This window comes from Nitrosomonas sp. Nm33, assembly GCF_900107265.1.
Taxonomy (GTDB): Bacteria; Pseudomonadota; Gammaproteobacteria; order Burkholderiales; family Nitrosomonadaceae; genus Nitrosomonas.
On the sequence record NZ_FNPJ01000031.1, the window covers coordinates 1 to 21,748 of the forward strand.

At 41.1% G+C, this 21,748-nt stretch carries 25 protein-coding genes; 10 read left to right on the top strand and 15 right to left on the bottom strand.

Annotated elements, in window-relative coordinates:
* Positions 1–285: 285 nt before the first annotated feature.
* Positions 286–1,197 carry a hypothetical protein gene (locus BLV54_RS07975; RefSeq protein WP_090570298.1) on the bottom strand — a complete coding sequence of 304 codons (912 nt, stop codon included), beginning with the start codon at positions 1,195–1,197 and terminating at the stop codon, positions 286–288.
* A gap of 437 nt (positions 1,198–1,634) precedes the next feature.
* Here BLV54_RS07975 and aat point away from each other — a divergent pair, with 437 nt between their 5' ends.
* The 6 genes from aat to BLV54_RS08005 are packed head-to-tail and all read left to right on the top strand — an operon-like array spanning position 1,635 to position 5,900.
* The gene (aat, locus tag BLV54_RS07980) at positions 1,635–2,336 is read left to right on the top strand and encodes a leucyl/phenylalanyl-tRNA--protein transferase (RefSeq protein WP_090570301.1); all 702 of its coding nucleotides are present in this window, start codon (positions 1,635–1,637) and stop codon (positions 2,334–2,336) included.
* A complete protein-coding gene (locus tag BLV54_RS07985; RefSeq protein ID WP_218132351.1) occupies positions 2,320–3,081 on the top strand; it encodes an arginyltransferase in 762 nt (253 codons plus the stop codon). Before aat ends, BLV54_RS07985 begins: the two co-directional genes overlap by 17 nt.
* A 31-nt stretch (positions 3,082–3,112) precedes the next feature.
* Positions 3,113–4,138 (top strand): quinone-dependent dihydroorotate dehydrogenase, encoded by a 1,026-nt coding sequence (locus tag BLV54_RS07990; protein WP_090570304.1) that lies wholly within the window; start codon positions 3,113–3,115, stop codon positions 4,136–4,138.
* Positions 4,131–4,793 (top strand): electron transport complex subunit RsxB, encoded by a 663-nt coding sequence (rsxB, locus tag BLV54_RS07995; RefSeq protein ID WP_256329282.1) that lies wholly within the window; start codon positions 4,131–4,133, stop codon positions 4,791–4,793. The genes BLV54_RS07990 and rsxB overlap by 8 nt, the downstream gene beginning before the upstream one ends.
* Positions 4,794–4,805: 12 nt before the next feature.
* Complete coding sequence (gene nth, locus BLV54_RS08000) at positions 4,806–5,459, top strand: endonuclease III (protein ID WP_090570310.1); 654 nt, start codon at positions 4,806–4,808, stop codon at positions 5,457–5,459.
* Positions 5,460–5,900, top strand: coding sequence for a DUF1841 family protein (locus tag BLV54_RS08005; protein ID WP_090570312.1), 441 nt, complete (start codon positions 5,460–5,462; stop codon positions 5,898–5,900).
* Between the two features lie 106 nt (positions 5,901–6,006).
* On the opposite strand, the gene BLV54_RS08010 is transcribed toward BLV54_RS08005, so the two are convergent.
* The 4 genes from BLV54_RS08010 to BLV54_RS08025 all read right to left on the bottom strand — a co-directional run bounded on the left by BLV54_RS08010 (position 6,007) and on the right by BLV54_RS08025 (position 9,344).
* Entirely contained in the window at positions 6,007–6,333 is a 327-nt protein-coding gene (locus tag BLV54_RS08010; RefSeq protein WP_090570315.1) for a c-type cytochrome, read from the bottom strand.
* A 27-nt stretch (positions 6,334–6,360) separates the two neighbouring features.
* Positions 6,361–6,645, bottom strand: coding sequence for a c-type cytochrome (locus BLV54_RS08015; protein ID WP_090570393.1), 285 nt, complete (start codon positions 6,643–6,645; stop codon positions 6,361–6,363).
* Between the two features lie 195 nt (positions 6,646–6,840).
* A complete protein-coding gene (locus BLV54_RS08020) occupies positions 6,841–8,757 on the bottom strand; it encodes an ATP-binding cassette domain-containing protein (RefSeq protein ID WP_090570318.1) in 1,917 nt (638 codons plus the stop codon).
* 149 nt (positions 8,758–8,906) lie between these two features.
* A complete protein-coding gene (locus BLV54_RS08025) occupies positions 8,907–9,344 on the bottom strand; it encodes an Hsp20/alpha crystallin family protein (protein WP_090570321.1) in 438 nt (145 codons plus the stop codon).
* 463 nt (positions 9,345–9,807) lie between these two features.
* On the opposite strand from BLV54_RS08025, the gene BLV54_RS16055 reads away from it, so the two are divergent.
* Complete coding sequence (locus BLV54_RS16055) at positions 9,808–9,972, top strand: hypothetical protein (RefSeq protein WP_176969714.1); 165 nt, start codon at positions 9,808–9,810, stop codon at positions 9,970–9,972.
* Positions 9,973–10,016: 44 nt separating this feature from the next.
* Here the strand turns inward: BLV54_RS16055 and BLV54_RS08030 are convergent, their stop codons facing one another.
* Positions 10,017–10,754 (bottom strand): hypothetical protein, encoded by a 738-nt coding sequence (locus tag BLV54_RS08030; protein ID WP_090570324.1) that lies wholly within the window; start codon positions 10,752–10,754, stop codon positions 10,017–10,019.
* Positions 10,755–10,996: 242 nt separating this feature from the next.
* Between BLV54_RS08030 and BLV54_RS08035 the strand changes: the two genes are divergently transcribed.
* Complete coding sequence (locus tag BLV54_RS08035; protein ID WP_090570397.1) at positions 10,997–11,479, top strand: YbhB/YbcL family Raf kinase inhibitor-like protein; 483 nt, start codon at positions 10,997–10,999, stop codon at positions 11,477–11,479.
* A 298-nt stretch (positions 11,480–11,777) separates the two neighbouring features.
* Here the strand turns inward: BLV54_RS08035 and argB are convergent, their stop codons facing one another.
* Positions 11,778–12,665, bottom strand: coding sequence for an acetylglutamate kinase (argB, locus tag BLV54_RS08040; RefSeq protein ID WP_090570327.1), 888 nt, complete (start codon positions 12,663–12,665; stop codon positions 11,778–11,780).
* Positions 12,666–13,023: 358 nt separating this feature from the next.
* On the opposite strand from argB, the gene BLV54_RS08045 reads away from it, so the two are divergent.
* Both BLV54_RS08045 and BLV54_RS08050 read left to right on the top strand, forming a co-directional pair.
* A complete protein-coding gene (locus tag BLV54_RS08045) occupies positions 13,024–13,608 on the top strand; it encodes a BON domain-containing protein (protein WP_090570330.1) in 585 nt (194 codons plus the stop codon).
* 30 nt (positions 13,609–13,638) lie between these two features.
* On the top strand, positions 13,639–15,006 hold the full coding sequence (locus BLV54_RS08050; RefSeq protein ID WP_090570332.1) for an FAD-binding oxidoreductase: 1,368 nt from the start codon (positions 13,639–13,641) through the stop codon (positions 15,004–15,006).
* A 54-nt stretch (positions 15,007–15,060) separates the two neighbouring features.
* Here BLV54_RS08050 and cyoE read toward each other — a convergent pair whose 3' ends face one another.
* The 8 genes from cyoE to coxB all read right to left on the bottom strand — a co-directional run bounded on the left by cyoE (position 15,061) and on the right by coxB (position 21,711).
* On the bottom strand, positions 15,061–15,954 hold the full coding sequence (gene cyoE / locus BLV54_RS08055; RefSeq protein WP_090570338.1) for a heme o synthase: 894 nt from the start codon (positions 15,952–15,954) through the stop codon (positions 15,061–15,063).
* A 103-nt stretch (positions 15,955–16,057) separates the two neighbouring features.
* On the bottom strand, positions 16,058–16,639 hold the full coding sequence (locus BLV54_RS08060) for an SCO family protein (protein WP_090570341.1): 582 nt from the start codon (positions 16,637–16,639) through the stop codon (positions 16,058–16,060).
* On the bottom strand, positions 16,611–17,324 hold the full coding sequence (locus BLV54_RS08065) for an SURF1 family protein (protein ID WP_090570344.1): 714 nt from the start codon (positions 17,322–17,324) through the stop codon (positions 16,611–16,613). Before BLV54_RS08065 ends, BLV54_RS08060 begins: the two co-directional genes overlap by 29 nt.
* 146 nt (positions 17,325–17,470) lie before the next feature.
* Complete coding sequence (locus BLV54_RS08070; RefSeq protein ID WP_090570349.1) at positions 17,471–18,319, bottom strand: cytochrome c oxidase subunit 3; 849 nt, start codon at positions 18,317–18,319, stop codon at positions 17,471–17,473.
* Between the two features lie 30 nt (positions 18,320–18,349).
* Positions 18,350–18,559 (bottom strand): DUF2970 domain-containing protein, encoded by a 210-nt coding sequence (locus tag BLV54_RS08075; RefSeq protein ID WP_090570352.1) that lies wholly within the window; start codon positions 18,557–18,559, stop codon positions 18,350–18,352.
* A 43-nt stretch (positions 18,560–18,602) separates the two neighbouring features.
* Positions 18,603–19,133, bottom strand: coding sequence for a cytochrome c oxidase assembly protein (locus BLV54_RS08080; protein WP_090570355.1), 531 nt, complete (start codon positions 19,131–19,133; stop codon positions 18,603–18,605).
* A 119-nt stretch (positions 19,134–19,252) separates the two neighbouring features.
* On the bottom strand, positions 19,253–20,827 hold the full coding sequence (ctaD, locus tag BLV54_RS08085; RefSeq protein WP_090570360.1) for a cytochrome c oxidase subunit I: 1,575 nt from the start codon (positions 20,825–20,827) through the stop codon (positions 19,253–19,255).
* Between the two features lie 62 nt (positions 20,828–20,889).
* On the bottom strand, positions 20,890–21,711 hold the full coding sequence (gene coxB / locus BLV54_RS08090) for a cytochrome c oxidase subunit II (protein WP_090570363.1): 822 nt from the start codon (positions 21,709–21,711) through the stop codon (positions 20,890–20,892).
* Positions 21,712–21,748 lie beyond the last annotated feature (37 nt).

Consider the following 21,748-nt stretch of genomic DNA (forward strand, 5'->3'; position numbering starts at 1 on the left):
CCAGTGCACTTCCAGCCTTATGATACAGCCGGGCATCTGTCGGGTAATTGATCGCTTTTTCCTGCACCGTGCTATCCACGTTTACTGCTGTGAGCAATGTCTTTGATACGGTCTGCGTGGCAATGCAAGCTATACAAAAAAACACCCCACCAGCATGCTGCGGGGTGTAAAGGCTTCGTCACAAAATCATCTACTATCTTGCTAGAAACAAGGAGGGAAATACTATCTATCTAACAATGATTCCTCTCTTTTCTTCCAATTCTTTCACTACCTGTGTTCAAATCGTTAGAAACCAATTCCAAGGTAGCCACCGGCAGTCATGCCACTAAGATTAACGCCATCAAATTTACCAAAAACCTCATGATAGCGTGCATCAACGCCTAGAACAAAATTCTTCCAGAATCGATAATCTGCCCCTACAGCAACCATATAGCCAGGATTCGCCACGTATGAGACAGACTCAGTCGCTGGACTCACCACATGCATTGCTATTCCTGCAGGAATAATCCAAGGTCTAAAGTTGCTGCCTTCCATGAATTTAATTTTCGGCGCTGCTGTCAACGTAAATTGACTAATTGTCACACTCCGCGGATTAAAGGCTCCTCCTGCTAATTGAGATGGAGCATTGGCCAGCGCATTACCCTGCGAATGACCAAACCTTTTGTATTCAAACATCAATTCAGCAAGGACCTCTGTCCCGGGTAGAAAGCCCCACACATCTTTTGTTAGACTAAAATCAAAACCTGCACCGACATACCAGCCATCATTGCCTCCTGGATCTTGCGCACCGAGAGGCACAACATTACTTTGCAGGGATGCGCCATTACGCTCCTGCAAGTTATGCGCATAGCCGCCACGGAAGAAAATCATATGATGGTGTTTACTCTCTTGCTCTTCTACTTTCTTAATCACCCGATCTTCCCGGACAATCTCTTCTTTTACTTTCTTAATCTCCTGCTGATTTTCTTCTTTTACTTTCTTAATCTCCTGCTGATCTTGAGCAGCTTTGCTTTTCACTTGATTGAGCTCATCCCGAATAGCTTTTAGCTGTCCTTCTAATAACTTGATTTGCTGTTCTAAACCTTCAGTTGATGTTCCACCATGAGCAATCGCTTGGGGGGAGCCCGTTACTAATGCAATAACTAATGAACTAACAGCGACACTGGCGATTCTTGTTTTGTGACGGAATTGCTTCATTTCGCTCTCCTTTCCATTTATTTTTATTTATTAACGGCAAACTATGGGTTGATCATAAGAAAACATTACTGCCCCTGCTTTGATCTAAATCAAGCAATCAAGTTCTATCTCAACAAAATTTTAGGGGCTGTAGTAGATTAGCTTAGTTGATAAGCTAATCTACTACAGCCCCTAAATTCCTTCTCTGTTTGTGCTTATTTAGATCTTAGCTTTTGTATAAAGTACATTACTTAAGCTAAATAAAATGTGAAGATGAGCTAGTTTTGAACAAACCAAATGAAATTTTGGGTTATCACTTATGATAACAATGTCAATATGCCAAACTTACTGATATAAATTCATTAAACTAAACTTAAAGGGCTGTAGTAGATTAGCTTATCAACTAAGCTAATCTACTACAGCCCCAAATTTTATTTATTCCAGCACAAAATATACCCATGATCCATTGGCTAACTCCCAATCCAGAATATTTTCCACCGCTAGAAATGGCGCTTGATGAACCCAATGGTTTACTTGCCGCTGGCGGCGACTTATCACCACAGCGCCTGCTGACTGCTTATCGTTGTGGAATCTTCCCATGGTTCAATCAGGAAGAACCCATCCTGTGGTGGAGTCCAAATCCACGTATGGTATTATTTCCTGGTGAGCTTAAAATTTCCCGTTCACTTCATAAAACACTGAAGAAACATCATTACGAAATTCGGTGCGACAGTGCTTTTACCCAGGTTATGCAAGCCTGTGCAGCCTCTCGCAAGGAACAGGAAGGTACATGGATACACCCGGAAATGATTTCAGCTTATACTGTGCTGCATCAAATGGGTGTGGCTCACTCGGTGGAAACCTGGATTGAGGGAAAATTGGCAGGAGGATTGTATGGGATTGCTCAAGGGAAAATGTTCTTTGGGGAATCGATGTTCTCCCGCGTTACTGACGCTTCCAAAATTGCCTTTGTGCACCTGGTAAAACAATTGGAACGCTGGAACTTTGGTATGATTGACTGTCAGATGAAAACGAGACACCTTACTTCATTAGGTGCCAGAGAAATTCCTCGCATTGAATTTGCTCAAATATTAAATAACTTAGTCGCCGTTCCAGAAAAACTTGGGAAATGGCATTTTGATTATGTCTATCCAGAATGATGCTATCTTGCCGGTTATGAAATTTCATACTACTGAATTTTATCCATGCAGCTATTTGCCCAGCAAACTTGCCCGTTCACAAATTGTGCTACCAGATCACCTGATAGATGCACCGACCTATGCTCAACTAATCAAAATCGGTTTCCGCCGCAGTGGTAATTTTGTTTACCGCCCAAACTGTGAGCAGTGTGAAGCTTGCGTTCCGGTACGCATCATTGTTGATCAGTTTTCGTCTAACCGGGCACAACGCAGAGCTTGGAGACAACATCAACATTTGGTGGCCACACACCATAAATTGCATTACCATCCTGATCATTACCGTCTTTATCGTCGTTATCAAGTGAAACGCCATGCTAACGGCGGCATGGATTATGATAGTCGCGATCAATATTGCAATTTTTTGCTGCAAAGCAACGTCGATTCTAGGCTCATTACCTTCCATGAAAATGATCAACTGCGCATGATCAGTATCGTTGATCAATTACCGGATGGCCTCTCTTCAGTATATACTTTTTACGATCCAGATGTTTCCAATGCAAGTTTTGGTACTTTTAATATTTTGTGGCAGATAGAACAATGCCGCATCAAGAAACTGCCTTTTCTTTATTTGGGCTACTGGATTGGTGAAAGCCGAAAAATGAGTTATAAAGCCAATTTCCAACCCTTACAAATCCTGCAAGACGGACAATGGCAAACCTTTAACAATCCTTCTCTTCAGAATGATCCTATAGATTGCCCTACTTAATTCGGCCGCTTTCGGGATAAAATAAGTTTCAATGCTATATAGTCTTTTTCGTCCGCTGCTATTCACGCTAGGCCCAGAAGCAGCACATACCCTTTCTCTTAGTGCATTACAACACCTGCAAAACTTTGGATTGCTCCCAAGTCGCTCGTTTGCCTGTAAATCCCGTAGGATAATGGGTTTAGATTTTCCCAATCCTGTTGGCCTTGCAGCCGGATTAGATAAAAATGGCGATTACATTGATGCCCTTGCAAAGTTGGGATTTGGCTTTATCGAAGTGGGCACGGTAACACCTCGTCCACAGCCGGGTAATCCACGGCCGCGTCTATTTCGTCTTCCTCAAGCACAGGCAATTATCAATCGCATGGGTTTTAATAACCACGGTATCGATTACCTGATCGAAAATATTAAGCGTTCTAATTTTCAGGGCATCCTGGGTGTTAACATTGGTAAGAATTTTGATACACCGCTAGAGAAAGCAGCAGAAGATTATTTGATTTGTTTTCAAAAGACTTATCGTTATGCCAGCTACGTGACCATCAACATTTCTTCACCCAATACCCGCAATTTAAGACAATTACAAAATACTGCCGAGCTTGAGCACTTATTGCATCTATTAAAAATAGAGCAAACAAAACTTAGTGATCAATATGGTAAATATACGCCATTAGTCATAAAAATTGCACCCGATATGGAATCATCGCAACTGGAAGCGATCGCTCAGCAGTTAATAAAATACCAAATTGATGGCGTTATTGCTACCAACACTACTATTTCACGTCAAAATTTAGAACATCTACCACTTTCCAGTGAGACAGGTGGTTTAAGTGGCGCACCACTCAAACCACTCAGTACCGAAGTGATTAGAAAATTACATGCTTTGCTGCAAGAAACCATACCCATTATCGGTGTCGGCGGCATCATGTCTGCTGAAGATGCAAAGGAAAAAATAGAAGCGGGAGCGAATCTGATCCAAATCTACACAGGTTTGATTTATCATGGCCCTGATCTGATAGGCCAATCTGTTGAAGCAATTTGCACTTTCTGCCATGATGTCTGATAAACACAAATTAATAGAACAAATTGATGCAATTCTGCCACAAACACAATGTGGTCAATGTGGCTTTTCAGGCTGTCTACCTTATGCTACTGCTATTGCAGAAGGTCATGCCGATATCAATCAATGCCCACCCGGAGATGTAGAAGGTATCCGGAAACTTGCTGCCTTACTCGGTGTAGCTTTCAAACCTTTAAATACAGCACATGGCGTACCCAAACCTAAATCGGTTGCTTTTATCAACGAAGAGCAATGCATTGGCTGTACATTCTGTATACAGGCCTGTCCTGTCGATGCGATTGTAGGTGCCGCCAAACAGGTCCATACGGTCATCACAGAAGAATGTACCGGTTGTGAGCTATGTGTGGCTCCCTGTCCGGTAGACTGTATTAGCATGATCCCCGTTACACCCCATCCTGGAAACCAGGCTCAGGAAATGAAACAGCAAGCTGCTGATAGGGCCCGAGTACGCCATCAATTTAGATTACAAAGACTTGAGCGTGACAAACGAATACAAACTGAGAAATTTGCACAAAAATCACCGGTGGTAAAAGAATCTCAATCTGCCACAGAAAATGCCCATCTGAAAAAAGCAGCCATTCAAGCAGCATTAACGCAAGCCCTTGCAAGCCGCACCGAAACAATTGATCAAAAATAATCACTCCAGACCATGAATGCCGCTAAACGTTACGAGATTTTCACGCGCTTCAAAGCTGCCAATCCTCACCCCACAACTGAACTTGAATACACTACACCATTCGAGCTACTGATAGCTGTAATACTTTCAGCACAAGCCACGGACAAGAGTGTCAATCTGGCAACAAAAAAGCTGTTCCTATTGGCTAACACCCCCGAGAAAATGGTAGCACTGGATGAAGCTGGGTTAAGTAGTCTGATCAAAAGCATTGGTTTATATAGGACAAAAGCAAAAAATATCCTTGCAACGTGTCAATTACTCATCCAACATCATTGCAGTCAGGTACCGAAAACACGAGATGAACTTGAAAAGCTACCAGGGGTCGGGCGCAAAACTGCCAATGTGATTTTAAATACTGCCTTCGGTGAGCCGACCATTGCTGTCGATACTCATATTTTTCGTGTTGCCAATCGAACAGGCCTTGCCCGTGGCAGAAATGTGCGTGTGGTTGAGGATAAACTCATGAAGTTTGTACCCGTTGAATTTCGCCATGATGCCCATCATTGGTTAATTCTGCATGGACGTTATGTATGCAAGGCAAGAAAACCCGCATGTAGTTATTGCTGCATTAATGATTTATGTGAGTTTGATGAAAAGAACTGGGATTGTATCCCATTGGTTTCCTAAATGTTTAATCCATCGAGAGAGCAGGTTCGCCAACTATTCTTTGACACCTGGCGTAAATACCGCCAAAAAGAAATCCTGTCTGGCATTGAAAACATCGCACTGGGAGTAATCTTGTTGCATCCTGAATATCAAGAGATGCTTGATGATAGCGAGCGTTATCGTGATAAAAACTATTTTCCAGAGATGGGAGAAACCAATCCCTTTCTTCATATGAGCATGCATATTGCTATTAAAGAGCAGCTTTCCATTGATCAGCCGGTTGGGATTCGCAAGAAATTTGAACTTTTACTTAAGAAAACTGGAAATGAGCACGATGCAACTCATCTGATCATTGAATGTCTCGCTGAAATGCTTTGGCAGGCGCAACGCAATCAAACACCACCGGATGCTCAGATTTACTTTGATTGTCTGGATAAATGGATAGGTAAATCAGATCAATAAAAAAACGGAATGTATGAAATCACACATTCCGTTTTAATTCCGTTTTTATATTATATTTCTTTTTGAATAAGCGAGATATGATCTCCTCGCTCATTCACGGAATAAATTATTTCTTCACATATAGACCAGATTGGCTGGAGAAATAAAAAGCCAGACTTTCAATGTCTTCGTTGCTCAACGGTGCAGCCATTCCAGCCATGATAGGATCTTTACGCTCGCCAGTTTTATAGTCTTTTAAGGCTTTCTCAAGATAAGTTCTGGGTTGACCAGCAATTATAGGGAAATTTGGGGCAGCGCTATTACCATCGGCTCCATGACAGGAAGCACACACCTCTGCAGCTTTTTTCTTGCCAGCTTCGATATCGGCTGCAATACTGTGCCCGGAAAAGAGTAATACCACACCGCTTACTGCGGCAACAACAAAATTTTTCATGTCCTTGTCCTTGCATAAATGGGAAAATTATTTACTTGCGTAATAAGCAGCCAAATCTTCAATATCTTGATCGGAAAGGGTAGCTGCAATTCCACTCATTTGGGGATGTTTACGTTCTCCTGACTTATAATCTCTCAGTGCTTTAGCTAAATAAACTTCATGTTGCCCACCGAGTTTCGGAACATGATAAACAACAGGATAAGATGTGCGATACCCCTCTATTCCATGGCAACCCACACACATGGAAATTTTGGCTTTGGCTGCTTCAGCATTACCGGTTGCCTGTACTACACCAGAAAATGCCAGAGACATGCCAGTAGCAAGTAATAATTTAACAGCTGCTGACTTTTTCACTTTGTGCCTCCTCCTCTCAAAAATGTAAACTTTAAACGATGAGTGATGTTAAGTCAATGAATATTCATGTTAAGTCAATGAATATAATAGTAATCTCCCTGTTGCGGATAGGGAAATTATCTACGGTAATCTCCAAACAATCTTCTTCTAACTTCATGCTGTTGATTGCTTGGATTCCAATTCTTCCCAGCGTGCAAAGCACTTTGCCAGTTCTTGCTCTATTGCAGAAAATCGCATTTGTAAAGCCTTAGCCTCCTCAGGGAAATTTCGATAAATTGCAGGATCACTCAATCGCGTAGTAATAGATGATTGCTCCCTTTCCAGTAAATCAATTTTTTCTGGCAAAGCTGCAAGTTCACGTGCTTCTTGGTAGCTCAATTTAATACGAGACGTAGATTTAGTTCTTTTGTCCTGGGAAACCGAAGAAGATTTAGGCGTAGCCCCTTTCTGCTGAAGTGCCATCTCTCCAGAATGTTTACTCTGGACCCAATCCTCGTATCCTCCCACATATTCTCTCAAAATGCCATTCCCTTCAAAGGCAATTACCTGGGTCACTACATTGTCGAGAAATGCGCGATCATGACTGACTAGAAACAATGTACCGGCATAATTTTGTAGCAGCATTTCTAGTAATTCAAGCGTTTCGATATCGAGATCATTGGTTGGCTCGTCCAACACTAACACATTAGCTGGTCGTGTAAATAAGCGAGCCAGCAGCAGCCGATTACGCTCGCCACCTGACAACGATTTGACTATTGAGCGAGCACGCTGCGGGGCAAATAAAAAATCTTCCAGATAACTAATAACATGCTTACGCTCACCATTAATCTCTATGAAATCAGATCCCTGGCTGATTGATTCTACTAACGTTAGCTCCTCGTTTAACTGCTCACGCATTTGATCGAAATAGGCCACCGTTAGCTTAGTTCCCTTACGTATGCTTCCTGAATCGGGTTTCAACTCCCCCAATATAAGCTTTAATAAAGTTGATTTTCCAGCACCATTCGGACCCAATAACCCAACCCGATCGCCCCGCATGATCCGACAAGAAAAATCTCTGATAATGGTCTTATCGTCGTAGCTTTTGGAAACATGCTCTAGTTCTGCGACTAATTGGCCTGAACGTTCTCCTTGTTCGATGGTAAAGTTAACCGATCCAACTCGCTCACGTCTGGCTGCCCGTTCCAGACGTAATGCTTCCAATTGTCTTACTCTACCTTCATTGCGCGTACATCTCGCCTGAACACCTTTACGTATCCAGATTTCTTCTTGTGCCAGCACTTTATCAAATTTCTGATGATGCACCGCTTCAATTTGAAGAATCTCAGCTTTCTTCTGTTGGTAAACCGCAAAACTCCCTGGAAAATTCTCTAGATGTCCACGATCAAGTTCAATAATCCGCGTAACAACATTATCTAGAAAACGGCGATCATGCGTGATAAAAATGACACTACCTGGAAAATCTTTGAGTAAACTTTCTAGCCATATGATAGACGAAAAATCGAGATGATTGGTCGGTTCATCCAACAGCAGCACATCTGGCATTACTACCAGGGCACGTGCAAGCGCCACTCGTTTTTTTACGCCACCTGAAAGACTTTCTACCCGCGCATCGGGAAGCAACCCGAGCTGATTAATCACAGTCTCTACTCTGGTTTGGATACGCCAACCATCCTGCGCCTCCAGTATATTTTGCAAATCCTGCAGGTGTTCGAGCAGTGCCTGTGTATTTTCTCCGCTTGCACTTAAAGCATGTGAAATCTCATGATATTCGAGCAGTACTTGGCTTAGATTTCCAAGTCCTTTGGACACTTCCTGAAATACTGTACTCCCACCTTCAAATTGTGGTTCCTGTGGCACATAGACCAATTTCAATTCTGAAGCGTACCAGAGCTTGCCATCATCCAGCTTAATCTCCCCTGCTATTGCACGTAGAAGACTCGATTTACCACTACCATTACGGCCAATTAAACCTATACGCTCCCCCGCATCAAGTTGCAAATTTACATGATTCAGTAATGCATGGTGACCAAATGCCAAACTGGCATTCTCAAGTGTTATGAGAGGCATAAAAAAAATAAGAAAATTCAGTAAGACAAGAAAATTAGCAAGCGTGTCATTCTTTCACGAATTACAGGATTCAGTAAAATAATTCTTTTATATAGGTCTCTTCTATTCAAATCATTCTAAAAAGAATGGAGCCCGAAGGCTCCACCTTATTACTCAGTTAAAGTCACATTAATTTTCTTGGGTTGGACTGATTCTCGTTTGGGAATAACAATCTCCAGCACACCGTGTTTAGAAACAGCAGAGATAGCGTTCGGGTTTGCCGTATCTGGCAAACTAAAGCGTCGATAAAAAGAGCCATACGTTCTCTCAACACGCTTGTAACCCTCTTTTTCAGTCTTAGCTTCGGTTTTTTTCTCACCCTTAATCGTCAATACCCCATTCTCCATACTGATGTCTATCTCCTCTGGCTTAACCCCAGGCAGATCAGCGAGTAACACAAACTTATCAGGTTCTTCCTTGATATCCACCGCTGGAACCCACTCCGCCGTAGCAGAGGAACCTTCTCTTGCCGCATCACCTCGCATCTGCTCGAGTTCTTTCTGAAGTTGAGTCAATAATCCCCAAGGTTCATAACGCATAATAGCCATTTGATAATCTCCATATCACAATAAAAGTACCTTTAATCGGGTTGCCACAAAGTATCTCCATGCAGCATACCTGCCTACCTCATCTTGCGAAAAGATTTTTATATCAAGGAAATGCTTCTGAAAAAATTTTTAGTTTCACTCTGCCATTTTCCATTTACGCCATGTCTTTTCTCATGTCTGTAAATTTGGAAAGCACCTTGATACCTACCATTGATCATATAAAGAAACAATGAGCACTTGTCGTACTTATCGTAATATAGGAACGCTCATTTTATTTTCAACCTAGGCAAAACAAATATATCAATGAATGCTAAATCTCATTTTCCAATCACACTACGAGCATATCAGGGCACTAATTGGTAGAAAATTTACTCTATATTAATCTTGATAAACTTCTTTCTTCAGGTATTCAAATAAGCCGTAAACATAATCAAAATTTTTCAGCATGATGAGGAGAAATAGTATGATCAGAAACCCTCGTACCAAACGCATTTTATCTATTTCGCTATTCATTATAGGGTGCGTATTCATCTTACTGGCACCGGAAGATGCATGGCTTGGAGTGGTCCTTCTCAGCATTGGTTTAGGTGTAGAAATTGGCGCACTGATATTTAGACATCGCAAATAAAAAATATCCAGATTTCGTATCTCATTCTGTTCTGGATCTATTCATTATGTAAGTGACGATCCTTCATCCTTCAGTTTAATTGTTTGATGATGGCCTATACGATGGCGAATATGCAGCCCTTTCCTGATCAATGCTGCTTCAAAATCACAAAAGCTTCCTGCCGCCATTTCATACTTTTTCCACAACTCTTGCAAATAAGTAACTACCTCACCAGAATCACAGTTGATATTAGCTGGAAGATAACCAAGCATTTGGGCCGCTATAAATGCGAGTGGGGAAAGTGGTGGATCTGCTTTTCGCCACTTGCCACGTAATTCGCGTAAGAAAATATGAGTAGTTACTTTACCTATCCCTTTGCCTAAATCCATAATGCACCGCTCTAAATCATCGGAATCACTAGCTGCAGCATGGAGCATATTGAAATCTCCGTCATATCTTTCAAGCAAAGCACGATTTACATCGAGCAGTTTAGTTGCGGTTTTATAGTCATAGCGCACATACCCTCCCTGATCGAGAAGGGTGACAAGCTTGTCCCAGCCACTGTCAATCATTCTCTTTGGCATCAGAATATCGTTATCTGCAAATGTGTGCCAGGTACGAGCAGCAACACTTTCTGGAATAGGGGCGCCATAGAGTACCGCAGCAATAAACCATTTGTAGATTTCATCAGGATTCAAGCCATCGAGATTTATTCCTAGCTTTACCGCATAGCTTCCACCCCATCTTGCCACTAAATTTGAATGGGACTCTTTTAGATCAATAATTTCTTTTTCTTTACTCATATATGCGTTATAAAAGTAGGATGCCAGTTTTTCTCATCAAGTCAGTTATTGATAGCCGTTGATTGATAATTTGCAGAAGGAGACAGAACATGAAACACTATCGTGAAAATAATCCAGGAAGTGCTGGTTGTATTTATCTTTTCCATCTAGTAGTAGCATTATTCACAATCACGCTTTTTTTCATCCCCATTCAAACTAGCCGTGCAGAAACGAGCACGTCTCAAATTAAGGAGGAAAATATTATGACACTCACACTGACATCTCCTTCCTTTTCCCATAATGACATGATTCCGAGCAAATACACTTGTGACAACCAAGATATTTCCCCGGCCCTTTCATGGTCAGGAGTACCTGATCACACCAAAAGTCTCGTGCTGATCGTCGATGATCCAGATGCGCCTGATCCCGCCGCTCCTAAAATGACCTGGGTACATTGGGTGCTATACAACATCCCCCCAGAGGTTAATGGTCTGCCCGAAAATGTCCCAGCAAATGAACTGCCAGCAGGAACCTTACAGGGAATTAATGATTGGAAGCGTACTGGTTATGGCGGCCCCTGCCCACCCATAGGCATTCATCGCTATTTCCATAAACTTTATGCGCTAGATACTGTGCTACCTGATTTAAAGCATCCAACTAAATCGGCGCTGGAAAAGGCCATGCAAGGCCATATTATTATGCAGACAGAATTGATTGGGCGCTATCAGCGGGGTCATCATAAATAAATTAAATTATTGAATGAGACTTATGAGACATTCTTAAAAATCGGTCAATACCTAATCAATCAATAGACATCATAATCTAGCAATGCTCTTATTGACCGGTTCTGGCGATTTTCGTTTTGGTATTATGCTGCAAGCAATATACGAAGAGGTTCTTAACAACGTGAAGAGAATTAGTTTGATCATTCTTCCTAATGAGAGGAAGAATGATCAAACCAAAAGTAGCTAAAATTATCCACAAATTTTTTAGCAGGGCAAAATAAGTAAAAATTATCGCTAGAAATTCTTACAATTAAAGTGATTAATTTTCTTTAATTAACGTACCCACACCTTCATCGGTCAATATTTCCAGCAAAAGTGCATGCACTACCCGACCATCAATAATATGGCAGGATTTAACACCATTTTTTACTGCATCAAGTGCCGAGCCGATTTTGGGCAACATTCCTCCTGAAATGGTTCCATCTGCAAATAATTCATCGACTCTTTTAGCAGTCAGTCCAGTAAGTAGATTGCCATTTTTATCAAGCACACCAGGTGTGTTCGTGAGGAGTATCAATTTTTCAGCCTTCAAAATTTCTGCAAGCTTGCCTGCAACTAAATCGGCATTAATGTTGTAGGATTGGCCATCCTCACCAACACCAATCGGTGCTATTACAGGAATAAAATCATGTGTATCAAGTAACGCGATGAGGGAAGGATCGATATGCTCAATTTCACCTACTTGGCCAATATTGATCCATTCTCCTACTTTCTCTTTGTCTTGAATAAGCATTTTTTTTGCTCGAATAAAAGCACCATCTTTACCAGTCAAACCCACTGCGCGGCCACCATGGCGGTTAATAAGATTGACAATTTCCTTATTGACCAATCCACCCAGCACCATCTCGACGACATCCATGGTTTCTGCATCGGTTACTCTCATTCCTTGAATAAAGACACCTTCTTTTCCAACACGCTTTAGCATCTGATCGATCTGAGGCCCGCCGCCGTGAACAATAACCGGATTCATCCCAACCAGTTTTAGTAACACAACATCACGTGCAAAACCCTGTTTGAGATCTTCTTCAACCATTGCATTACCACCGTATTTGATAACGATGGTTTTATTATGGAAACGCTGTATATAAGGAAGCGCTTCCGCAAGAATTTTGGCTTTTTCTTTTGCAGTAGATGAAGATAACGTCATTTTATATTCCTATAAATATTTTCTAGTAAGATACTTTTTATAGTATAGAGAAGACATAAATCAGTATTTATTACGTCAATTCAAATTGGATTATATTTACTGATTTTATAGATAACCGTATTAAGGCTATATAAAATTACTTTTTAAATGCTTGAATTTGATTACTTTCTGCGTCAAATTTATTTTTTATGATTGCGCATTATATAAAATAAGGAAGAGTATTATTGATAAGCTAAGTGATAATCGATAATTGGGTATAAATTTATATTATTTAAAAACAATCTAATTATTAGTAAAATTTCTGATTTAACTTTATTTTACTGTAATATCAAGAATAGATTTACTTAAAGCGAAGCTAATGAATAACTCAAAATATTATCCTTTACTACTGATTTCACTCTTACCTATCTTGAGCGGCTGTGTACCCCTTGTGGCCACTGGAGTAGGTGTAGGCGCAGGAACGGGCGCTCTTATGAGCGAGGATCGCAGAAGTAGTGGCACGTTTATAGACGATCAAGCGATAGAACTTAAAACGAGCAGGAAAATCCACGAACAGCTCGGTAGTGATGTCCGTATTAGTGTTACCAGCTTTAATCGGAATGTGCTCTTGACTGGAGAAGCACCAAATGAATCTATGAAGAGTGAAGCAGAAAAACTTGCTACGAGCGTTGATAATGTTCGGAAGATCTATAATGAAATTACCATATCCGAAAAAAGTGCCTTATCTTCACGCACTAATGATTCTTTGATCACCTCTAAAGTTATAGGACGTTTTCTAAATGAAAGAAAATTTCAAATTAATTACGTGAAAGTAGTTACTGAAAATAGTGTTGTTTATTTGCTTGGGATGGTTACGCGTGAAGAAGCAGAAAATGCCGCACAAATTGCCAGTACTACCGCGGGAGCAAGAAAGGTCGTTAAGGTATTCGAATATTTAAATTAAAATTATTTATCATCGACAACCGGTGTAAATGTGCTGCCATTAGAATTTATCGCTCAGCTATATGAGTTATTTCCTCCTGAACGAATTTATACCGACCCCGTAGAGTGTTATACATACGCCTACGATAACAGTAGAAAAATTTTCCCACCAGACGCCGTGGTCTTTCCGCTTACGACTGAAGAGGTAGTCGCTGTCGTTTTGCTTTGTAATGCGAATAAAATTCCTCTGACACCCCGTGGGCGAGGGACAGGCACATCGGGAGGTAGCCTGCCAGAAAAAGGTGGAGTTGCATTATCCTTAGAACGAATGGTACGAATTATCAGTGTTGATCCAGCAAATCGAGTCGTTATTGCAGAACCTGGAGTATTGAATCAGGAGATACAAAATGCAGTTAAACCATACGGTTTTTTCTGGCCTCCCGACCCTTCAAGTGCGAGTTTTTCAACTATCGGAGGAAACCTCGCCACCAGTGCTGGTGGTCCTCATGCTGTGAAATATGGCACAACTCGTGATCACGTTTTGGGATTAAAAGCAGTAACCGGTGCAGGTGAAGTGATTAAGACAGGCTGCTATACAACTAAGGGAGTTGTTGGGTATGATCTCACGAGACTACTCATTGGTTCTGAAGGGACCTTAGCTGTTATCACAGAAGCCACCCTTAAGCTGACCCCTTTGCCCGAGAAGCAAGGAGGTCTGGTAGCATATTATCGTGATGCCATCAGCTGTGCAGCTGCCATTGTGGCGATTATGGGTATATCCAAAGGACCCAGTGCCCTGGAGTTTCTGGATGCAGGCTCGTTAAGCCTTATCCGTGCACGTTTTCCTGATTTACTACCGACTCATTGCCAAGCAATGCTAATGATCGAAGTAGACGGCTCACAATATGAAATCTCTGAAACCATTGACGCCATCTTATCAGCCTGCAGTAATTCCGGCCTATTGCAAGCTGAACAAGTTATCAATTCTGAAAATCTATGGAAAGCTAGAAAAGCTTTGTCGCCTCTATTGCGTGATATTGCACCAAAAAAAATTAATGAAGATGTAGTGGTACCTGTTAATACACTACCTCAATTTTTAGACGAATTAACCAAACTTGCGACCCAGTATCGAATTGCTAATGTAAATTTTGGCCACGCTGGTAATGGCAATATTCACGTTAACCTACTCATTAATCCTGACGATATAGAAGAAAACCACCGTGCCGAAAAATGCTTGAATGAAATATTTGATCTAGTCATCAGGCTTAATGGAACGCTTTCTGGTGAACATGGTATTGGCAGTGAAAAACGTGCTTATATCCACAAGGAAATTGATTCCACAACGTTGACTTTAATGAAAAAAATCAAATCTCTATTTGACCCCAACGATATTCTTAATCCCGGCAAATTATTTCCATGAAATAAAAAAGCCCCGTCTTTCAAGACGAGGCTTTTTACCAAAAGATGTGCTACTCTAAAACTTATAATAATGATCAACCAGTAAAACTACAAATAACAGAGCTAGATAGAGAATCGAATATCTAAATGTAGTGCGCCCAAGCTGATCACTGTATTTGAGGTATATCTGCAAAGCGTAGTAAAGAAATATAGCATCAAGTACTAGTGCCCCTATCAAATAAATCAATCCACTCATCTGTGAAATATAAGGAAGTACCGTAACAACACAAAGTATGAGTGTGTATAACAATACATGCAGACGCGTAAACTTATCTCCATGCGTCACTGGCAGCATGGGCATACCAATCTGAGCATATTCATTCTTTCTGTATAATGCTAACGCCCAAAAATGAGGTGGTGTCCAGGCAAAAATAATTAAAAATAACAATAATGCATCGGGAGAAATTTGGCCAGTTACCGCAGCCCATCCTAGAACAGGCGGCATTGCGCCAGACGCTCCACCTATCACAATATTTTGAGGAGTCAGTGGTTTAAGTATTACTGTATAGATAATTGCATAACCAACAAATGTGCCTAACGTCAGCCACATAGTTAAAGGATTTACCCAGTGATGAAGTATGAATAATCCTGAACCACCTATCAATCCCAGGAAAAATAGTGTTTCTGGAACACTGACTTTGCCCTGCGGAAGTGGGCGTCCACGGGTTCGCGCCATCACGGCATCAAACTTTTGCTCTACCAGGCAATTTAATGCAGCAGCTGCCCCAGCGACTAAAGCTATACCGAGCGTTCCAAAAAATAGAATATCGATTGGAACCGCGCCGGGAACAGCTAAAAACATACCTATTACTGCCGTAAAAACTATGAGCGATACTACCCGAGGTTTTGTAAGCCGATAGAATTGATTTATTCTTGATGTTGTTTGTCGCCACACTAAACTAGCACTCATTCCATACGCCTCCTAAACAATCATGTTTGATCTATATTCTTTGATTTACTTACTACATACTCTTATTAACGCTGCCACGCACTAAAATACATGGATAACAAACTCAGTGTTCAAAATGAGAAAGCTTTAATAGAAGCTTCACATCTTTCGAAATTTTCGTAGGATCAGCATCTTTTGGGAATCTCATCATTAAATTGCCCATCGGATCAACCACATAAATATGATTGCGCTGCGACAATACGGTAGGAAATTCGTTAAGCAAATCGCTATCTTTTGCACTTAGAAGTACCGTACCTTCGTATTCATTCTTAATATCCTGATCAGGAACATAATGATCATTAATTAACCATATTCTTTCAATCCGATCTTTTTCTGTGTTTTGAACTAGACGAACTTGCCTCATTTGATAAAGCTTCTTTTGACAGTACTCATCACATTGTCCAGAATCGATAGTAATTAATGACCATTTCCCGTGCATATTTCGTGCACGAAAGATAGTGTTATTCTCGATATTAAGTGCTTGGCCTGTTAATGGTTTTACTTCTAACAATTCACCATAATTGACCGTACCTTCCGGACGAATTTCTAGTACGTGAAAGAAATATGATGCAATGACCGGAGACAGCATCACTAGCGCCATCAGAAGAAATTTAATTCTATTTTTTCGAGCTATTTCGTTTGACATTTAATACTAAAAATATAATGCAGGTTGTCACAGCTAAGAGAAACCATTGAACTGCATATCCGATATTCTTTGATGCACCGGAATCAGGCTGTACCCACTGACGTATCAATCCATCATCAATTTGATTATCCTGTTGCAGCAATAAAATTGGCTGTAATGCAAGTCCTGTTACTTTTTGATAATGTTCAAGATCTAAATTTATCCAAAGCTTACCTGCTGTCTTCTCAGCTGAAAGTTGCATAGTTCTAATCATTGGTGAAGTAACTATGCCTGTCACTTTTACTTCTTCCTGCGGAAAAAAAACAGAAGGAAGCTGCGTTCGATCTTTTCTCGAGGCTATCCAACCGCGATTAATTAAAACATGCAGAGAGCTATTTGCAATTTTAAGAGGTGCAAGAATCTCGTAACCTGCTACCCCCTGATAGATTTTATTGTCTAAATAGATTGCATGATCCTCAATAAACCTACCTTTTACTTCAACTTGCCGATATTGAAAATCTTCTAATTTAATTGGTGTTGAGGGTAATGTTACAATTGCTTCCCGTGCATATTGCTCAATTCTTTCTTGGCGTAACTCCTTCTCATTTGCTCTCGAAAGTTGCCAAAACCCAAGTCGAGTAAATACTAATGTGAAAGTTACTGTTAATAAGACTACCCACCATCGCGGCTTGAATTGATAATTCATATTTTTTATTTATCACTCACACCTCGAATGGTTATACAAATCGTTTGTATCTAACATCTAGCTGAGTCGGCTTTATTCCCAGATCTCTTGATTTCCTTAATTAAGAAATCAAGAGTCTGGAATACTAGCTACGATTCAAATTTTATTTATAGTAAATAAACAAATATGAACAATCCAAGCCAGACCACGTCAACAAAATGCCAATACCAAGCCACACCTTCAAACCCAAAATGATGCTCAGGTTTAAAGTGACCTGCTGCACATCTGAAATAGATGACAGTCAGCATGATTGTTCCCAAAGTGACATGGAAGCCATGGAATCCTGTCAACATAAAAAATGTTGAACCATACGCACCGGAAGTCAATTTAAGATTAAGATCGGCATATGCATGACCATATTCATAAATTTGGCATGCAAGGAATGTAGCGCCTAGTACAACGGTTGCAAGCAGCCACATTTTGAGTGCTGGACGTCGATTTTGCTTAAGCGCCCAGTGTGCAAGCGTTACTGTCACGCCAGAAGTAAGTAACAAAAAGGTATTGAAGGCAGGTAAGCCCCAAGCACCCATCGGGGTAAATTTCTCTGCAATACCTGGCCCTGCAGTTGGCCAGTCAGCAGTGAAGTTCGGCCATAGCAAATCGTGATTTACATCAGCGAGCCAGGGTATTGACAACACTCTCATATAAAAAAGTGCGCCAAAAAAAGCACAAAAGAACATAACCTCTGAGAAAATAAACCAGCTCATTCCCCAGCGGAATGATTTATCTTCCTGCATTCCATATTTGCCTTCTTCGCTTTCTCGTGCTACATCGCCAAACCAGCCAAACAGCATATAAATGAGAATAGCAAAACCTATACCTAGCATATAATAACCTGCAGGTATTTTATTCATTGTCATTGCCGCCCCAAATCCTAAAAAGAATATCGCAGATGATCCTACAATTGGCCATTTAGATGGTGCCGGCACATAGTAGTGTCCTGTTCCTTGACTCATACCAACCCTCCTGATTTATTTTCTAATAAATTAACTCGTTATTAATTTGACCAACGTCAATATACTCAATACAAAAATTACTCCGCCGATAATACCGCCAATTATCAACTGATAAGGCTTTATCATTTCTGCATCTCGATCGAGATCACTTTTCTTACGTATACCTAGAAATGACCAGAATATTGCTTTTGCTACTTGCCATGCTGGAGCTTTCTCAGATGATTGTTTTCTATTGTTCATTAATCCAATTCACCGTTAATTAGCTTGCTTACTTATACATCCTCTATTTACCTGGCTGTAGTGCAAAAAAAGTGTAGGAAATAGTAACTGTATTAACATCAACTGGTATTTGCGGATCAATGACAAACTTCACTGGCATCTGCCGCGCCTCACCAGGTTTAAGCACCTGCTTAGTAAAGCAAAAGCATTCAAATTTCTTCATATATTTCTCCAAGAAACGTGGGCTGTAACTTGGTATTGCCTGACCACTTATTTCTTGATCCGAGTCATTCCTGATTTCATACATCACTTCTATTGATTCCCCCGGATGTATTTTGACATTGGATTGCAGTGGTTTAAATTGCCAGGGCATGCCGCGTACATTTGCGTCCAACTCTATTGCAATTGTGCGCGACATATCTACTTTAATATTTTTATCCACCACATCTGGCTGCAACAGATTATTTATTCCGGTGACTTCACAAAACTTCTCGTACATTGGGACAAGCGCGTAACCAAAACAAAACATTACTACAGTAAAAATCAGCAGCTTCTTCGACATTACAATATTGATCTTGGTTACGCTCTGTGTCATTGTTTTACTATCACCGTTACAAAATATATTACAGCCATCAGGATAAGCAATAAAAAAGCAGTTCTTAGTTTTTTACGCTTAAGATCCCTATCATTATTTTGCGACATATATACTTCGCTTTATTTAATTACCGGCGGTGTTTCAAAGCTGTGATATGGCGCTGGTGAAGGCAATGTCCACTCCAATGTGGTTGCACCTTCCCATGGTTTATCAGCCGCTTTTTCACCCCCACGGATACATTTAATGACAACATAAAGGAAGAGCAGCTGTGTCAATCCAAATCCAAAAGCTCCGATGCTGGAAATCATATTGAAATCAGCAAACTGTAGTGAGTAGTCCGGAATTCTGCGTGGCATGCCAGCTAATCCAAGGAAATGTTGTACGAAGAATGCAACATTAAAGAAGATCATGGATAACCAGAAATGCAAGTTAGCCAGTTTTGTATCGTACATATGCCCGGTCCACTTCGGCAACCAGTAGTAAACTGCGCCAAATATTGAGAACAATGCACCCGATACCAGCACATAATGGAAATGTGCAATGACATAGTAGGTGTCTTGTACTTGAATATCTATTGGCACAATCGCACAAACCACGCCGCTGAAGCCACCGATCACAAACAGGAAGACAAATCCTATTGAAAACAGCATCGGTGTCTCAAAAGTCATTGATCCGCGCCACATTGTTGCAGTCCAGTTAAAGACTTTCACACCAGTAGGAACTGCAATCAGCATGGTAGCATACATGAAGAACAGCTGACCAACAGCCGGCATACCCACGGTAAACATGTGATGCGCCCATACTACGCAAGATAAAATCGCAATTGATGCGGTTGCATATACCATTGATGAATAACCAAACAATGGTTTACGGGAAAATGTTGGAATGATTTCTGACACAATACCGAAAGCCGGCAGAATCATGATATAGACTTCAGGATGTCCAAAGAACCAGAAAATATGCTGGAACAAAACAGGATCGCCCCCACCTGCCGCATTAAAGAAAGTCGTACCAAAATGACGATCTGTCAGCAACATCGTTACACACCCGGCCAAAACCGGCATTACCAACACTAACAGATAAGCGGTAATTAACCATGTCCATACAAACAAAGGCATTTTCATCAACGTCATGCCTGGTGCGCGCATATTGAGAATGGTGGTAATAATATTGATAGAACCCATGATCGAGGAGGCGCCCAGGATGTGAATTGCAAAAATCATCATATCAACACCTAACCCACCCTGTGCTGATAGAGGCGGGTAAAATGTCCACCCCCCTGCGGCCGCACCACCTGGCACAAAGAATGAGGATATCAATAGCAGACCAGCTACCGGCAACAACCAGAAGCTCCAGTTATTCATTCGCGCAAATGCCATATCGGGCGCGCCTACCATCAGAGGCACTTGCCAGTTAGCCAAACCCACGAATGCCGGCATGATAGCGCCAAACACCATGATCAGACCATGCAACGTGGTAAATGAATTAAAAAGCTGCGGTTCCAATATTTGGATACCCGGCATAAACAATTCTGCTCGAATTCCCATCGCCAGGAAACCACCAACCATGAACATGGCAAAACTGAACCACAGATACATCGTGCCAATGTCTTTATGATTGGTTGTCATTACCCAGCGCATTATGCCACTGGGATGATGGTCATGATGACCATGTACATCTTGAACTACTGCCATGATTATTCTCCTTAGTGCTTACTTCTTTGTTTTCTGAAATCACATCTCTTTCGATCGAAATATTAATTCCCAACTGCAGCTGTGTTCATGACTGCTGCTGATGCTTTTTTCTTCTCAGCCACCCATTGGGCATATTTATCTGCCTCCATAACCTCAACTACTATCGGCATATATCCATGATCTTTGCCACAAAGCTCAACACACTGGCCGCGGAAAATACCAGGTTTATTTGCCGTAAACCATAAATCGCGAATAAATCCTGGAATAGCATCTTGCTTGACTCCGAAGGCAGGCACCCACCATGCGTGCAGAACATCATTTGCCGTCGTGATTACCCGAATCTTCTTGCCAACAGGCACAACTACATTATTGTCCACTTCCAGCAAATAATTCTCTCCCTTGGTTTCTTTACCTTCCAATTGAGCAACTGGGGTGGATAATTTACTGAAGAAACTGATGCCTTCACCTTCTCCCTGAAGATAATCGTAACCCCACATCCATTGATAGCCTGTCGCCTTAATGGTGATATCAGGTTGAGATGTATCCTTCATCGCTACAACGGTTCTGGTGGCTGGAAACGCCATAGCAATGAGAATCAGAAGCGGAATGGCCGTCCAGATAATCTCTACGACAGTAGAATGATGAAAATTGGCAGCCTTGTGTCCAACTGATTTACGGTGTTTCAGAATTGAGTAAAACATCGCACCAAAAACAACAATAAAAATTGCCAAACAAATCCATAGCGCAGTTATATGCTGATCATAGGTTTCTTGTGCAATTACAGATTGCGGTTCCGGATGAAAATACTTACTGGAAAACGCCATACTTGAGTAAAAAGCAAGAATTGCGGACCCTAACAGGGCCATTACTGATTTACTGCTCATATATTTATTTCCCCCCACATAAATTACAAATTTTGTC

Coding starts and splice junctions, on each gene's coding strand:
- BLV54_RS08005 (WP_090570312.1), top strand. CDS start 5,460: ATGTTTAATCCATCGAGAGAGCAGGTTCGCCAACTATTCTTTGACACC.
- BLV54_RS08070 (WP_090570349.1), bottom strand. CDS start 18,319: ATGAGTCAAGGAACAGGACACTACTATGTGCCGGCACCATCTAAATGG.
- BLV54_RS08060 (WP_090570341.1), bottom strand. CDS start 16,639: ATGTCAAACGAAATAGCTCGAAAAAATAGAATTAAATTTCTTCTGATG.
- rsxB (WP_256329282.1), top strand. CDS start 4,131: ATGTCTGATAAACACAAATTAATAGAACAAATTGATGCAATTCTGCCA.
- BLV54_RS08010 (WP_090570315.1), bottom strand. CDS start 6,333: ATGAAAAATTTTGTTGTTGCCGCAGTAAGCGGTGTGGTATTACTCTTT.
- BLV54_RS08080 (WP_090570355.1), bottom strand. CDS start 19,133: ATGACACAGAGCGTAACCAAGATCAATATTGTAATGTCGAAGAAGCTG.
- coxB (WP_090570363.1), bottom strand. CDS start 21,711: ATGAGCAGTAAATCAGTAATGGCCCTGTTAGGGTCCGCAATTCTTGCT.
- BLV54_RS08030 (WP_090570324.1), bottom strand. CDS start 10,754: ATGAGTAAAGAAAAAGAAATTATTGATCTAAAAGAGTCCCATTCAAAT.
- BLV54_RS08045 (WP_090570330.1), top strand. CDS start 13,024: ATGAATAACTCAAAATATTATCCTTTACTACTGATTTCACTCTTACCT.
- aat (WP_090570301.1), top strand. CDS start 1,635: ATGATCCATTGGCTAACTCCCAATCCAGAATATTTTCCACCGCTAGAA.
- BLV54_RS07975 (WP_090570298.1), bottom strand. CDS start 1,197: ATGAAGCAATTCCGTCACAAAACAAGAATCGCCAGTGTCGCTGTTAGT.
- nth (WP_090570310.1), top strand. CDS start 4,806: ATGAATGCCGCTAAACGTTACGAGATTTTCACGCGCTTCAAAGCTGCC.
- BLV54_RS07985 (WP_218132351.1), top strand. CDS start 2,320: ATGTCTATCCAGAATGATGCTATCTTGCCGGTTATGAAATTTCATACT.
- BLV54_RS07990 (WP_090570304.1), top strand. CDS start 3,113: ATGCTATATAGTCTTTTTCGTCCGCTGCTATTCACGCTAGGCCCAGAA.
- BLV54_RS16055 (WP_176969714.1), top strand. CDS start 9,808: ATGATCAGAAACCCTCGTACCAAACGCATTTTATCTATTTCGCTATTC.
- BLV54_RS08065 (WP_090570344.1), bottom strand. CDS start 17,324: ATGAATTATCAATTCAAGCCGCGATGGTGGGTAGTCTTATTAACAGTA.
- BLV54_RS08015 (WP_090570393.1), bottom strand. CDS start 6,645: ATGTCTCTGGCATTTTCTGGTGTAGTACAGGCAACCGGTAATGCTGAA.
- cyoE (WP_090570338.1), bottom strand. CDS start 15,954: ATGAGTGCTAGTTTAGTGTGGCGACAAACAACATCAAGAATAAATCAA.
- BLV54_RS08075 (WP_090570352.1), bottom strand. CDS start 18,559: ATGAACAATAGAAAACAATCATCTGAGAAAGCTCCAGCATGGCAAGTA.
- argB (WP_090570327.1), bottom strand. CDS start 12,665: ATGACGTTATCTTCATCTACTGCAAAAGAAAAAGCCAAAATTCTTGCG.
- ctaD (WP_090570360.1), bottom strand. CDS start 20,827: ATGGCAGTAGTTCAAGATGTACATGGTCATCATGACCATCATCCCAGT.
- BLV54_RS08020 (WP_090570318.1), bottom strand. CDS start 8,757: ATGCCTCTCATAACACTTGAGAATGCCAGTTTGGCATTTGGTCACCAT.
- BLV54_RS08035 (WP_090570397.1), top strand. CDS start 10,997: ATGACACTCACACTGACATCTCCTTCCTTTTCCCATAATGACATGATT.
- BLV54_RS08025 (WP_090570321.1), bottom strand. CDS start 9,344: ATGGCTATTATGCGTTATGAACCTTGGGGATTATTGACTCAACTTCAG.